The 14,643-nt window shown below is 35.9% G+C and carries 16 protein-coding genes; 5 read left to right on the forward strand and 11 right to left on the reverse strand.

The features are described 5' to 3' along the window. Positions 1–39: 39 nt before the first annotated feature. The 3 genes from ACWPWS_RS20050 to ACWPWS_RS20060 all read right to left on the reverse strand — a co-directional run bounded on the left by ACWPWS_RS20050 (position 40) and on the right by ACWPWS_RS20060 (position 3,086). Complete coding sequence (locus tag ACWPWS_RS20050; protein ID WP_209786753.1) at positions 40–531, reverse strand: hypothetical protein; 492 nt, start codon at positions 529–531, stop codon at positions 40–42. An 85-nt stretch (positions 532–616) separates the two neighbouring features. Further along, complete coding sequence (gene metK, locus ACWPWS_RS20055) at positions 617–1,897, reverse strand: methionine adenosyltransferase (protein ID WP_105684155.1); 1,281 nt, start codon at positions 1,895–1,897, stop codon at positions 617–619. Between the two features lie 238 nt (positions 1,898–2,135). Further along, entirely contained in the window at positions 2,136–3,086 is a 951-nt protein-coding gene (locus tag ACWPWS_RS20060; protein WP_047428937.1) for a LysR substrate-binding domain-containing protein, read from the reverse strand. Between the two features lie 133 nt (positions 3,087–3,219). On the opposite strand from ACWPWS_RS20060, the gene ACWPWS_RS20065 reads away from it, so the two are divergent. The 5 genes from ACWPWS_RS20065 (at position 3,220) to ACWPWS_RS20085 (ending at position 7,488) form a co-directional block, all read left to right on the forward strand. After that, on the forward strand, positions 3,220–4,707 hold the full coding sequence (locus ACWPWS_RS20065; RefSeq protein WP_454047687.1) for a catalase: 1,488 nt from the start codon (positions 3,220–3,222) through the stop codon (positions 4,705–4,707). A 105-nt stretch (positions 4,708–4,812) separates the two neighbouring features. Continuing rightward, the gene (locus tag ACWPWS_RS20070; RefSeq protein WP_105684154.1) at positions 4,813–5,580 is read left to right on the forward strand and encodes an enoyl-CoA hydratase-related protein; all 768 of its coding nucleotides are present in this window, start codon (positions 4,813–4,815) and stop codon (positions 5,578–5,580) included. A gap of 55 nt (positions 5,581–5,635) precedes the next feature. Further along, positions 5,636–6,058 carry a deoxycytidylate deaminase gene (locus tag ACWPWS_RS20075; protein ID WP_034692520.1) on the forward strand — a complete coding sequence of 141 codons (423 nt, stop codon included), beginning with the start codon at positions 5,636–5,638 and terminating at the stop codon, positions 6,056–6,058. 6 nt (positions 6,059–6,064) lie between these two features. Beyond that, positions 6,065–6,979 carry a site-specific tyrosine recombinase XerD gene (gene xerD, locus ACWPWS_RS20080; RefSeq protein ID WP_454047688.1) on the forward strand — a complete coding sequence of 305 codons (915 nt, stop codon included), beginning with the start codon at positions 6,065–6,067 and terminating at the stop codon, positions 6,977–6,979. Further along, positions 6,976–7,488, forward strand: coding sequence for an NUDIX hydrolase (locus ACWPWS_RS20085; RefSeq protein WP_309512970.1), 513 nt, complete (start codon positions 6,976–6,978; stop codon positions 7,486–7,488). Before xerD ends, ACWPWS_RS20085 begins: the two co-directional genes overlap by 4 nt. 102 nt (positions 7,489–7,590) lie before the next feature. Here ACWPWS_RS20085 and ACWPWS_RS20090 read toward each other — a convergent pair whose 3' ends face one another. The 8 genes from ACWPWS_RS20090 to ACWPWS_RS20125 all read right to left on the reverse strand — a co-directional run bounded on the left by ACWPWS_RS20090 (position 7,591) and on the right by ACWPWS_RS20125 (position 14,431). Then, complete coding sequence (locus tag ACWPWS_RS20090) at positions 7,591–8,049, reverse strand: heme-binding domain-containing protein (RefSeq protein ID WP_209786748.1); 459 nt, start codon at positions 8,047–8,049, stop codon at positions 7,591–7,593. 4 nt (positions 8,050–8,053) lie between these two features. Continuing rightward, a complete protein-coding gene (locus ACWPWS_RS20095; RefSeq protein ID WP_454047689.1) occupies positions 8,054–9,829 on the reverse strand; it encodes an Ig-like domain-containing protein in 1,776 nt (591 codons plus the stop codon). A 25-nt stretch (positions 9,830–9,854) separates the two neighbouring features. Then, positions 9,855–11,117, reverse strand: coding sequence for a serine hydrolase domain-containing protein (locus ACWPWS_RS20100; protein ID WP_454047690.1), 1,263 nt, complete (start codon positions 11,115–11,117; stop codon positions 9,855–9,857). Positions 11,118–11,244: 127 nt separating this feature from the next. Next, positions 11,245–11,601, reverse strand: a complete 357-nt coding sequence (locus tag ACWPWS_RS20105) for a hypothetical protein (protein ID WP_454047691.1) — start codon at positions 11,599–11,601, stop codon at positions 11,245–11,247. A 106-nt stretch (positions 11,602–11,707) separates the two neighbouring features. After that, entirely contained in the window at positions 11,708–12,637 is a 930-nt protein-coding gene (locus ACWPWS_RS20110; protein ID WP_454047692.1) for a 2-hydroxyacid dehydrogenase, read from the reverse strand. A gap of 46 nt (positions 12,638–12,683) precedes the next feature. Continuing rightward, entirely contained in the window at positions 12,684–13,070 is a 387-nt protein-coding gene (locus ACWPWS_RS20115) for a GxxExxY protein (protein ID WP_454047693.1), read from the reverse strand. A 78-nt stretch (positions 13,071–13,148) separates the two neighbouring features. Next, on the reverse strand, positions 13,149–13,691 hold the full coding sequence (locus ACWPWS_RS20120; RefSeq protein ID WP_047381641.1) for an acyl-CoA thioesterase: 543 nt from the start codon (positions 13,689–13,691) through the stop codon (positions 13,149–13,151). After that, positions 13,679–14,431, reverse strand: coding sequence for a hypothetical protein (locus ACWPWS_RS20125; protein ID WP_454047694.1), 753 nt, complete (start codon positions 14,429–14,431; stop codon positions 13,679–13,681). Before ACWPWS_RS20125 ends, ACWPWS_RS20120 begins: the two co-directional genes overlap by 13 nt. Between the last annotated feature and the right edge of the window lie 212 nt (positions 14,432–14,643).

Below are 14,643 nucleotides of genomic sequence, written 5' to 3' on the forward strand. Positions count from 1 at the left end.
ACCTATTATTAAATTTTATAGAGAAAAATCTAAAAAAAATCATTTAAACATGTCATGAATCAAGACTGTAGGGATATTTAATGAAAAATTAACATTTAACCCTTTCATCTCTTTCCCATTCAATCGGGTATCTCCGATGGGAAAAGCATAGCCTCCTGTAAGGTCCAGCATACCAAACAGGGTAACTCCTATTTTAGGGGCAATATATTTATTCGTTCCTTCCACTCCGGCTAAAAAGTAATAAGAGTGGTAGAAATCTACATTTTTCTGAAAATTAAGAAGTACATCAGCCTGCAGTTTCGGCATAATAGCAAATTTTGAATCTACAGATCCCATCATTGCAGATCCTCCCAATCTGTAAATGACATCATCATTTTTAAGGAAGAGCAATTTACCTCCTACTTCACCAAAACTCTGGTTCTGGTAAGTATATCCCACACTGATCATTTTGTGCATAGTATATTGAGCTTTTACCAATGTACTCAGCAAAAACAGGGACAGGGCAGCAACTACAGTTCGAAAATTCATCATCTTTCTATATTATTAAGGTGTAAAATTAAAAAAAACTGCCTTATCCAAAGATAAAGCAGTTCATTTATTATTCTTTAAAGAGAAATTAAATTCCAAAAGCGGTTTTAATTTCCTCTACTTTGTCAAGTTTTTCCCAAGTGAAGAACTCAAGATCTTTTAAGGTAATCTCGTTTTTCTGTCCTTTGTTGAACGTTTTATCAGCCACATAATGCTCTTTACCCATATGTCCGTAAGAAGCTGTTTCCTGATAAATAGGATTTCTTAATTTTAAGTTCTGCTCGATTGCATAAGGTCTTAAATCAAAAATAGCAGAAACTTTTTTCGCAATGTCTCCATCATGAAGATCTACTTTTGCCGTTCCGTAAGTGTTGATATATAAACCACAAGGTTCAGCTACCCCGATTGCATAAGAAACCTGTACCAAAACTTCATCAGCCACTCCTGCAGCCACTAAGTTTTTAGCAATATGTCTTGTTGCATAAGCAGCACTTCTATCTACTTTAGAAGGGTCTTTTCCTGAGAAAGCACCACCTCCGTGAGCTCCTTTACCACCGTAGGTATCAACGATGATTTTTCTCCCTGTAAGACCAGTATCTCCGTGAGGTCCTCCGATTACGAATTTACCTGTAGGATTGATGTGATATTTGATCTGATCATTGAACAAAGCTTTGATTTCTTCTGTTTGCTGTGCAACCACTCTTGGAACCAGAATATTTTTGATATCCTCACGGATCTTGTTCAACATTTCTTCTTCCGCTCCAAAGTCATCGTGCTGAGTAGAAACTACGATAGAATCAATTCTGATGGGTTTGTGATCATCAGAATACTCAATAGTTACCTGGCTTTTCGCATCAGGACGAAGGTAAGTGATTTCTTTATTTTCTCTTCTGATGGCAGAAAGCTCTTTAAGGATTGTGTGGGCAAGATCTAATGCAAGAGGCATATAGTTTGCCGTTTCATTGGTAGCATACCCGAACATCATTCCCTGGTCTCCAGCTCCCTGTGCATTTGCTTTAGCTTCAAAAGACTCATCATTTACGGCTCTGTCAACTCCCTGATTGATATCAGGTGACTGTTCATGGATGGCAGAGATCACTCCACAAGAATCTCCATTAAACATATATTCTCCTTTTGTATATCCGATTCCGTTGATTACTTCTCTGGCAATGGTCTGTACATCAAGGTAAGCATCTGATTTTACTTCTCCTGCCAATACCACCTGTCCGGTAGTTACAAGAGTTTCACATGCTACTTTTGAATCTTTATCATAAGCTAAGAAATGGTCGATTAATGCATCGGAAATCTGATCGGCGATTTTATCCGGATGTCCTTCTGAAACTGATTCAGATGTAAATAAATAAGACATATAATTCTTTTGTTTTTAAAGATTTAAAAAATAGTGTTGAAGAAAAATATGAAATAAAATTGCCCAGAAAAAAGAATACTGTTTTAGCATATTTTTATAGAGGTTGCAATCAGGTCAAATTTTTCCTCGTAATAAACGTCAGCAAATTTAAGCACTATTTTCGTAATACTCAAAACTTTTGTTTATTAATTATAATTTTATTTAAATTGATGATTTCTATCACTTTAAAGCATTTCCATTACTGAGGCTTAATGCTTACAAATTCTTTCGGACTTTCGTGATAATTCAGCTTAAGTTCTAAAGAAGTTTTGATAGAATGTGACAATTCATCAATTATTTTTTGCTTAAATGTTGGCTTATAATAAATAATACTGATTTCTCGGTAAGGGAAAGGTTTTTTGAATCTGAAAACATTTTTCTTCTGCTCTTCTGAAAGCTGGCTCAATGCCAATTCCGGCAGAATACTGATTCCTCCTACCTTATCTACCATGTGTACCAAGGTTTGGATATTGGAAGCCAGGAAGTCTAAATTTTTAGGCTTCAAGGTATTTTCTTTCAGATGACAGATATTTTCAAACTGGTTTCTCAAACAGTTTCCTTCTTCAAGCAACCATACTTTCTCTACATTCAGATCTTCCGGAATGATGTAAGAATTCTTTTTGTTGGCTTCCGTATTGGAGCTGTAAATCATCAATTCTTCATTGAATAAGAAATCCTGATAAAACTCGTCAGCAGTGTCATAAGGTGTTGAGATAATTCCCGCATCCAGTTCACCAGCTTTCAAAGCTTTAATAATATTATCCGTAGTCATTTCTTTTACATTCATCTGGATCTTCGGATTATCTTCAAGGAATTTAAAGATTTCCGTTGGCAGAATGAAAGAAGACACCGTAGGAATAATCCCCAGATTAATGGTTCCCCCTAAAATATTATTCAAAAGGTTGGCTTTGTTTTTCAGCTCATTGACAGACTCTATAATCACTTTTGCCTGATCAATAATCTGAAGACCTACATCTGTGGTACGAATCGGGTGGGTAGTTCTGTCAAAAACCTTTACATCCAGTTCATCCTCAAATTTCTGTATCATGGCACTTAACGTAGGTTGGGTAATAAAACACGCCTGAGCGGCTTTACCAAAATGTTTATACTTATCAACAGCGATAAGATACTCCAGTTGCTGAATGTTCATTTGATTAATATTATCTATTACAAAGATATAACGTTTTTGCTATTAGCAATTAAAAATTCAAGTAAATTTGATATTCATTACCTTTACACTTGGATTTAGAAAAAGAAAAACATTTATACAAATCATTAATGATATGGATTCTAAAAAATTAACGTTAAGTAACGGCGCACCTTATTTTGAACATCAGGATTCACAGACGGTAGGACCAAGAGGCCCGGTATTGCTGCAAGACTTTATTCTTCAGGAAAATCTTGCGCATTTCGTTAGGGAAAGAATTCCTGAAAGAATTGTGCATGCCAAAGGAAGCGGAGCTTACGGAACTTTTACCGTAACGCATGACATCAGCCAGTACACGAAAGCGAAACTGTTTTCAAATGTAGGAAATTCATGCAGAATGTTTGCAAGATTCTCCACGGTAGGAGGCGAAAAAGGAAGCGCAGATACGGCAAGAGATCCAAGAGGCTTTGCTTTAAAATTTTATACTGAAGACGGAAACTGGGATTTGGTAGGAAATAATACACCGGTATTCTTTATTAAGGATGCAAAAAAATTCCCGGACTTTATCCATACTCAGAAAAGAGTACCCAAAACAAATTTAAAAAGTGCCACCATGATGTGGGATTTCTGGAGTTTAAACCCTGAATCTCTTCATCAGGTTCTTATATTAATGTCAGACAGAGGAACTCCGCATGGTTACAGACATATGCATGGTTTCGGATCTCATACTTTCTCCATGATTAATGATAAAAATGAAAGGGTATGGGTGAAATTCCACTTCAAAACAAAACAAGGCGTAAAAAATTTCACAGATGAAGAAGCTGTAAAAATGGCCGGAGAAAACCCTGACTTTGCCCAGGAAGATCTTTGCAACGCTATTGAAAACGGAGACTTCCCGAAATGGACTTTATACATACAGGTAATGACCGAAGAACAGGCAAAAGATTTCAGATGGAATCCTTTTGATGTAACCAAAGTATGGTTCCACGATGACTTCCCTTTAATCGAAGTAGGCGAAATGGAACTGAACGAAGTCCCTGTTAATTATTTTGCGCATGTGGAACAGTCTACTTTTTCACCCAGCAACCTGATTAACGGAATAAGCTTTTCACCTGACAAAATGCTTCAGGGAAGATTATTCTCTTATCCAGATGCACACCGCTACAGAGTGGGCGTAAACTCACATCAGCTGGAAGTGAACAGATGTCCTTTTGAAGTTAACAACTATCAGAGAGACGGCTATATGGCAGATTCAAGCCATTATCAGGATCAACCGAATTATCATCCCAACAGTTTTGATGACATCAAAGCGGATCCATCTTATAAAAACTATGAATATGAGCTAGACAGTGCACATGTTGCCAGTTACAACAGAAATGAGAACGACAGTGATCACTATACTCAACCGGGGCTTTTATATTCAAAAGCAATGAATGCAGAAGAAAGAGATCATTTGATCAAAAATATTGTAGGCAGTATGAATGGTATAACCGGACCGAAAAAAGATGAAATTATCAATCGACAGCTGTGTCACTTTTTCCGTGCTAATATTGAACTTGGCATGAAAGTGGCTTCTCAGCTAAATGTCAATATTGATGCAAATATGATGAATCATTCCAAATAATTATTTGAAAGGATAAATTAAAAAAAAGGAAAAAAAAATAATATTTTTTCCTTTTTTTTGTAAAAAATTCATAATTTGCAAAGGATGATATTTTAAAGTGGAAAAATGAGTTACGAGAACATATTATTAAAAAAAGAAGATAAATTATCTATCATTACCATAAACAGACCTGAAAGTTTAAATGCTTTAAACGCAAAAACAATTCAGGAAATCAGTACTGCACTGGATGAGCTTAACGCTGATACTTCTTGTAGGGTAATTATCCTTACAGGGAGTGGAGAAAAATCTTTTGTAGCGGGAGCTGACATCAAGGAATTCAGTGATTTCGGACAGGAAAAAGCTGAAGAACTTGCAAGAAACGGACAAAACACATTGTTCAACAAAATTGAAAACATGTCTAAACCTGTCATTGCAGCCGTAAACGGTTTTGCATTGGGAGGAGGTTTAGAGCTTGCCATGGCATGCCACATCAGATATGCATCGGAAAACGCCAGATTAGGGCTTCCTGAAGTAACTCTTGGACTGATTCCAGGATATGGAGGAACTCAAAGGCTTCCGAAGCTTGTAGGAAAAGGTATTGCCAATGAAATGATCTTCTCTGCCAAAATGATCCTTGCTCAAAAAGCAAAAGAGATCGGGCTGGTCAATGAAGTATATCCTATTGAAGAATTATTAACCAAAACGAAAGAATTAGCAAACACGATTGCCTACAATTCACCAATGGCAATATCCAAGGCTATAAATGCCGTGAATTTATCTGACACGGAGAAAGGTTTTGAAGCTGAAATCAAATATTTCGGTGAACTTTTTGACATGGAAGATAAGAAAGAAGGAGTTACTGCGTTTCTAGAGAAGAGAAAACCTAACTTCTAAATCTTTCTAAAAGATTTTAATCCAAATTATTTCGAAAAAAAAACAATGCTGCGGTATGAATAAGTTTGATAAAGCTTATCTAAAAATGGCTCAGGAATGGGCAAAACTCTCCTACTGTAAGAGAAAACAGGTGGGAGCTCTTATCGTAAAAGATAGGATGATTATTTCAGATGGTTACAACGGGACTCCTTCGGGATTCGAAAACTGCTGTGAAGATGGAGAAGGGAAAACACACTGGTACGTATTGCATGCAGAAGCCAACGCTATATTAAAACTAGCGGCTTCCACTCAATCTGCAAAAGGGGCAACGTTATATCTGACGCTGTCTCCCTGTAAAGAATGCAGCAAGCTGATTTTGCAGGCAGGAATTACGAGACTGGTGTACATTAATGAGTATTCGGATGACGATGGGATATCGTTCCTGAGAAACCATAATATTGAAATAGAACAAATATCGGACTGTGAACTAAAAAAATAAGCACAAATGACTTGGGATGAAAAGATCAAAGATTTTGAAATATTTCTTCGTTTCGAAAGAAATTTTTCAGAAAACACACTCGACGCCTACGTTCGGGACATTAAGAAATTAAAAGATTACGCAGAAGAGGATCTGGAAAACGTCGGTCCAGACTCCATCGGTTACGAAAACCTGCAGGAATACATTTTCAATCTTTCCAAACAGAAATTCAGTGAGAGATCACAGGCAAGATGGATATCTTCCATTAAAGCTTTCTTTAAATTTCTGCTGGAAGATGAATATCGTGAAGACAATCCTGCGGCGTTACTTGAAGGCCCTAAATTGGGATTATATCTACCAGATACTTTAAGCTTGCCTGATATCAACAAAATTATTGCTGCTATTGAGATCAATACAGATCTCGGAAAAAGAAACCACTGCATCATAGAGGTACTATATGGCTGCGGACTTCGGGTTTCCGAACTGATTGATCTAAAGATCTCCAATATCAACTTCAAAGAGCAGTACATCAAAGTACACGGAAAAGGAAACAAAACCCGTTTTGTTCCTTTAGCTGACTATACTGCAGATATGCTGGAAAGTTATATCAAAGAGGTACGTTCTAAAGGTAAAATTAATAAGAAATATGAAGACACTCTGTTTTTAAACAGCCGTGGGACTTCTATGTCCAGAGTGATTGTATTTCTTATCATTAAAGAACTTACAGATAAAGCCGGGGTCAACAAAAAAATATCTCCACACACCTTCAGACATTCGTTTGCAACCCATTTATTACAGAATGGGGCAGATTTGCGTTATATTCAGGAAATGCTGGGACATTCCAGTATTACGACAACGGAGATCTATACGCATCTGAAAACTGAAGAATTAAGGGATGTTATTTTGAGTTATCACCCGAGAAATATTAATATTGCTCAATGAAACTATTGAAATATTGTCCAAGCTGTGGCAAAGAGTCCTTACACTGGGATGGTGAAAAGAAATGGAACTGTCCGGAATGCGGTTTTACTTTGTATAATAATGTGGCAGGTGCAGTAGCAGTTGTCATCAGATGTGGAGACGAAATTTATCTTACCCGAAGAAACAGAGATCCCAAAAAAGGAAAACTCGATCTTGCCGGAGGATTTGTCGACCCAAAAGAAAGTGCAGAGGAAACCTGTAAAAGAGAACTTTTTGAAGAACTTCAGCTTGATATTGATATTTCTAACCTGAAATACCTTACCAGCCTTCCTAACATCTATCAATACAAAGAGATTGATTATAATACGATTGATCTATTTTATGAGTATAATGTTTCGGAAAAGTTTGAGGTAAATCTTGAGCTCTCTGAGATTTCAGAAGCAGTCTGGATTCCTTTACAGGAGTTAAACTTAGAGGACATTGCTTTTGATTCCCAGAAGAGATTTTTCGAGAGTTATTTAAAGAAATAATTTTTGTAATATATTCTCTCGCAGATTTTGCAAATTGAGCAGATTGTAAGTACAATCATCTGCTGGATCTGTAAAATCTGCGGGAGTTTTTTTATGATTGAATTAATACGTTTTAGCCTTAAGCATTTCTTCAAAGTACTGAATCAATAATGCTCTTTCTGCTTCTGAAAGATTGGCTTCCTGATGATAGACAATATAACCAGGCATTGGCATTGTCCTGTTCTGGATTGTTTGAATAGATTTCGTAAGCATATTCTCCTTCAAATCCTTATTATAATTTCCCCAGGTAGAAAAATTCAGATGTTCCCGGCCTTCATTCACATGGCTTTTTACAGACCATGAAACGGGAGCAATAAAGGCATATTTCGGATAAACCGTCTCATTGGAATGACAGTCATAACAGGCATTTTTAAGCAGTGTTCTGATCTTTTCCGGTGATTTCCTTGCCTCCACAAAGTTTACAGCAGAATCAATAGGTTTATTGGTTCTGTCAATAGGAAAAAACTGAATCAGAGCAAATGCTACCAATGTCCAGAATACTATTTTCTTAACTATTTTCATCAGTTTACTTTACCGGAGTTAAAACTGCATTGGAGGATTTCAATTCTTTCTTAACTTCCTGTTTCACTTCAGCAGCTGGTGGTGTTTCCACGACTGGCGTTGGTGCAGGAGCTGTTGTTCCTTTAGGGTTATCAAGTGTTCTGGAGTCTTTTAGATCCCATTCTTCCCTTGTTTCCCATAGACCTCTCACAATTACTTTTTTGTAGAAAATATAAGCATCTTCAGCAAAAACATCATTAGCAAAGTCTGCTTCATCCCAATATTTATTGCCGTTATTATCCACCAGAATTCTTACAATATATTCTCCAGGTTTCAGGATATCAAATTTTATATGATCTCCTTTGATATATTTCTGATAGGCTATCTTGTCTGAAGAATCTACCAGCTGAATCCAATAATTGGTAGTTGGCGCATTCGAAATAGAGAATTCAACACTTCCAAACTGGTCTACTTTAGCCACATCAAAGTCGAAGCGCTTAGATTGTGTATTTTTTGTATAGAATGAGGATATTGTTTCCTTAGGAACAGTAAGCTCATAGCTTTTTCCCATCACAAAATCTGACTGAACCTGGATCTGGTAAGGATTTGTTTCTGAGATTTTTGCGGTAAATGGCAAAGTTGTCAGGCTGTCTCCTTTAATTTTCAGTGTCCATTTTGAAGGATCAATTTTATCAACGATATAGTTGGAAGCAATTTTTAAATCGGCTTTTGGAGCGATGGAAGTTCCATCATTGTCACTGAAGACATCCATAGCATTCTTCTTATTATATCTGTAAAATAAGGAAACGCTGTAAGCACTGTCTTTTTTCGGACCTTTATTATGCGTGAATATAAGCTTTTCATTGGCGGTTTGCCCCACGTCATCTTTTACAGCATCAAACCAGATTCTAACGGAATCAGATTTTGGATTATGCGTTATTTTTACATCCTTCAATTTCTCATTCAATGACTGAACTTTTACTTCATCAGGATTCCCTTCGAATGTCATCAGAACACCTCCTGCAGTTTCTTTCATTTCTACATATTTCACAGGCTTTTTGGAAGGATATACTTTTAGATTTAATCCTGAAATAGATTTTTCAACATTAATCGGATCTTTCTGGAATCCTACTTTTTCTTTACCCGGATCATACATAGAATTTCCATTCTCATCTTCAAAAGCAATAATTTTATATTTCCCTGGGGTCAGATAGTTTAATTCGTAATATCCGTCTTCATCCACCTTGGTGATATAGTAAGGCTTTTTCTTGTAATCCATGGTATCTTTTACCTGATACAATCCAACCACCAGTTTATTCTCCGTTGTTGTTCCGGTTTTCTTTTTAATATCCAATGCATCCTTTACTTCACCGCTCACATAAAGATCATCCAGTTTATCTCCTGTGGAAAAAGCAAAATTAAAATACCTCAGTATATTGGATTCATTATTATCAACAATCGAATTTCCAAAATTGAAATTATAAGTGGTATTTGCCTGAAGAGTATCTGTCCACTGGATCAGTACAAATTTATTGGCTATATTCGAAGGAAGAATCCTTGTTATCCCTTTTATAGGAGGTGAAATAATCAGATTTTTGTTGATGTCCTTTAAAGTCACATATTCATCAAAATCCAGACGGAGTTCGCGAATATCTCTTTTCACATTAATTCTTGTGGTATCAATGTTTGAGCTTAAAAACTTCGGCGCAAGGGTATCTTTAGGCCCTCCAACAGGAGATCCTACTCTTGCACAAGAATGAACAAGAAAACAGATAACGAATAATAAAAGAAACCTTTTCATGAAAATGTTTAGGCAAAAGTAAACATTATTCTCCAAAAACTTCCTGTCCGGAATTCAAAGTATCTTTATTGTCATGCATCACGGTATGAAGCTTCTCCTTCTGCAAAGGGAAATCTTCGAATAAGCCTGATAATGCAAGAGCCGTATATACTTTGTTTGAATATTTGTTTCCAATAGCTACAATGGTCACTTTAGATTTTAAAAGGTGGGCAAATACGGAATTCGTACCATGCCACCAACCATTATGATAAGTAAGCTTTTCACCGTTATCAAATATTTTCATTCTGAATCCTAAACCATAGTTATTCATTCCTGCTTTTTCATTGCTATAAGGAGCAAATACCATTTCCATCAGCTCCGGTTTAAGGAATTTTTTTGAAAACATGGCTTTTGAGAAATTGTATAAATCTCTTGGGGTAGTGTATACATTTTTATCTCCGTAAATAAGATCCAGTCTGTCTAAAGGATACAGTTTGTTTCCTCCATAATAGAATGACTGTGAAGCGGTAGGAATATCTTTTTCCTGGAAAATGTACGTATTATTCATTTTCAGCGGAGTGAAAACCATTTCTTTCATGGCTTGAGGAAAAGGAGTTTTGGTAACTTTTTCAACCAATAAAGCCAATAAAGCAAAGTTGGTATTACAGTACATAAACCCTGTATCCGTATCTCTTGCCAGATCAGGTTTGTATTTGATAATCATATTCAATACATCCTGATTGGTAATGAATGGCTTGGAAAGTTCTGCCGGTGCAGGCTGTATTTTAGTGATAAAGTATTCGTATTTTGGAAGACCACTTCTTTGATCTAATAACGTCTGAACCGTAACATTAGGATAAGGAAATCCAGGGAAAAACTGAGTAAGATGATCTGTAAGTTTTATTTTACCAGCTTCAATTAGCTTCATCATTGCCATTGCAGTTAAGGTCTTTGAAACTGACGCTACATGTAAAGGTGTATTTTTATCAATAGGCATCTGATTTCCTTCTCTTCCAAAACCTCTGTAATTCTCATATAGAATTTCATCACCTTTGGCAACAAGAATTCCGCCACTAAGATCTCCTGCTTCCCATATCTTTTTGTAATACTGATCTATATAACTTACCGTAGTCTGTCTGTTTAGAAGCTGCCCATCACCTTTTGTGAAGACATCTCCCAGATCTACGTTTCCATAGTTAGGAAGATTGGTTGTATTTTCAGCCGAAGCACCTTTAGCTTCAGACTTTTTTTTACAAGAAAATATTGATAAGAAAACAGTTAAGATAATTACAAAATTACGCGTCGTCATGAGATTCAAAATGAGCGGCAATTTAATAAAACTCAAAATAAATAATAAACATGAGGTGGATATTAGAAATTATTTAACATTCATGAGAGAAAAAGTGAAATTTGTTCTTTATACAATCTAAAGATTATTAAGTAGAATAACCCGCCTGTCCTATGATTCTTCCTCCAAAGGTAATAAGACTATAAAGATTTACAATGGCTATATCGAGTTCATCTTGAGTACAGTAATAATGATCAATTGTTCCGTATTCTGTATATTCTGAAATATTAAATCCTTCTTCAATGTCATTATAATAAATTACTCTTTTACCTATTAATCCTACTACCCAAAAACCTCCTCCTTCTTGTCCATACTCTTCTTCGTACCATTTTTCAGGGTATATTTTGATTAAATCCCAGAAGTTTAAAAGATTACCGTTTAACTCTTTCTCTGCGGAAAAAATCATTTCGAAAATTTCTTCTATAGTGATTGGCGTCCAAATCATGAGGCAGAGTTATTTTAATTGTTCCAAAATTATGATAAAGGCAAGTTAATAAAAAAAGCGAATTCACTTTTCGTAAATTCGCTTTTTATCTTATTATTTTTTTTGCCTAACAATGTGAAGCAACAATTTTATCTACAATAAACTGAGCCAGCTTTTCTTTGCTCTGATGCGTCCAGCCAGCAATATGTGGCGTTACAATGGCTTTTTCAGATTCGAGAAGATATTTTAAATCTTCATTTTCGGCCTCAATATTCTCGAAAGAAGACTTTTCATACTCTAATACATCCAGACAAGTACCTTTTACTTTCCCAGACCTCAATGCTTCCACTAAACTTTTAGTTTTCACATTCTTTCCTCTTGCCGTATTGACAAAATAGAAGTCGTTTTTCATTTCTGCAATGAACGTTTCATCAATAAGATAATGCGTTTCCGAAGTTAAAGGGATATGTAAGCTTACAACTTCTGCAGACTGCTTCAGTTCTTCCAATGAAACCTGTGAGGCATATTCATCTGAAAGGCCTGGAAATATATCATGGAAAATCACTTTACATCCAAAACCGGAAAGTCTTCTAGCCGTAGCTTTCCCCATATTTCCATACCCAATTAATCCGACTGTTTTTCCTAACAGCTCATCACCTCTGTTTTCTTCACGTTTCCAGATCCCGTTTTTCACTTCCTGAGAAGCTATAAAAAGTCTGTTCATGATAACAAGCAGCATTCCTACTACGTGTTCTGCTACAGAATCTCTGTTTCCTTCCGGAGAATTGATCAATTGAATTCCCAGTTTTTCGGCAACAGGAATATCAATATTTTCCATACCGGCTCCTACTCTTGCAATAAACTTCAGATTCTTACCTTTTTCCAGAAAGTTTTTGTCTAAAGGAATACGACTTCTGATAATAATACCGTCGTAATTCTCAATTTTATCACAAACCTCATCATAAGACGACGTAAAATCCTCTTCCAATATAAAATTCTGAGCCAGAAGCTGTTCAGTAATAAGAGGATGGTTTTTATCTAAAAGAAGTATTTTCATTTTTTTAAACACAAATGGCACTAATTTATTTCACAAATAACACAAATCACAAGGTACCGTTAATAACTCTCTTAACTCCATTTTTAAACTGGAGTGTATTGAAGTTAATTAGCATTCCAAGTTTACAATTACTTAGGCGGAGGTAGGTAAGTATTTGTGCTAAATGAATATCCTGTAATGATTCTATAGATTTTATTTCCAGCACAAATTTTTTCTCAATTAAAAAGTCAAGTCTATAGCCAACATCCATTTTAATTTCATCATAAATTAATGGCATCGGTTTTTGTCTTTCTACAAGAATATCATGTTTATTTAATTCATAAAACAGACATTCTTCATAAGCACTTTCCAAAAGTCCAGGTCCCAACGCTTTATGAACTATATACCCGGCCTCATAAACAATTTTTGATATATCATTTTCTGAAATATCCATTTTCATTATTTTTTTTCATTTGATCAGGCACAAACCATTTGTGAAAATTCGTGCCAGACATTTGTGTTTTTTGTGTTTTTACTTTTTGTCTTTTTTAGACTCCTGTGGTTCCTGGAATAACTTTTTAAGTTCTACAGATTCCAGAGGCTTCATTCTTCCTGAAAGAATCAATGAAAGTTCTTTTCTACGGAAAGCCGCAGCAAATCTTTCTTTCTCCTCTTCTGTTTCCGGAACCATTTCCGGGATAGGAATCGGGCGGTTGAATTCATCTACAGCAACAAAGGTATAAATACCGGCATTGGTGTGAATTTTCTTCTGATTGATCGGATCATCCAACCATACATCCACATACACTTCCATTGAAGTAGAGAATGCTCTGGAAACTTTAGATTCCAATACCACTACTCCACCTTCCGGAATCGGATGATTGAAAGACACGTGGTTTACAGAAGCTGTTACAACTCTTCTTTCACAGTGTCTTGCTGCAGAAATAGACGCGCAACGGTCCATTTTTGCTAAAAGTTCACCACCGAAAAGGTTTCTTAAAGAGTTGGTTTCGTTCGGAAGAACGATATTGGTCATAATGGTCAGAGATTCTGACGCTTTTTTTATTTTTGCCATCTATTCTTAGTGTTGTTTGGAGCGGCCGGGGCAGATCGTTTTGCTTTTCCGGCAGGTTTTACTAATGAATCTTTTTTCAAAGAATCTGAAACGGATGCTTCCGGAGTATGTACCATCACCTTCACTGTATCTTTTACAATTCGATGGGTAGAAGTCTGTACGGAAACATTCTTGAAAGATTTTTTTCCAAAAAGAAGTTCCTGCTGGGTAAATGCCAGATATAAAATTCCTAGAACCGGAATAATCAGAAGGAAAACCCAGAGAATTGTTTTTCTGAATTTAAAATCTTTTTCGCGGTTTACTAAAGTTTTTACCTTTTCCCCGTTATTGATATCTGAAAAACGAATCTCTTCCAGTCCGTAAAAGTCAGGACGTCCGGATTCTATTCTTTTTCCTTTGAAATGGGTATGCCCTTCTTCAATGAAAACTGTTCCAAGGTTTTGAATTTCAAGAACCTGTTCGGCCTGAAGTTTTTTCTTCCAAAAATCAGTCTGGATCTTAAGATCACTTCTTGAAGCTTCCAGGGACATCTGTTTCTGTCCTGCAATAAAAGCAGTAAGATCTTCAGCCTGTACTTCGTAGTCTATTGTAAATTCAATCTGACTGGCAGGAGGCAGGATGCTTCCGTTTTCGGAATTGATAATTGCCTTGGAATTTTTCAGTGAAAACACCCCGAAGCCTGGAACCGTGGCAGTTCCAAATTGTTTTAAATATTCTAAAATGTATGCTGAAATATTCATTTGGCAGCAAATTTATAACTTTTTCGTGACTTTTTGTAAAATTTAATGGATATAAAAAAGACTGCCGAAACAGTCCTTTGATTATTCCGTACTAAAATAGGAATACGGTTATTTAAACTTCTTTTTTTAAGCTTAACAATTGTTATGAAAAAGATAAAAAGGTCAAATTTATGATCCTGCAGATCTGTTTTCAAAACCATTTTGCCTTCACG

The sequence above is a fragment of the Chryseobacterium sp. Marseille-Q8038 genome (assembly GCF_965111995.1).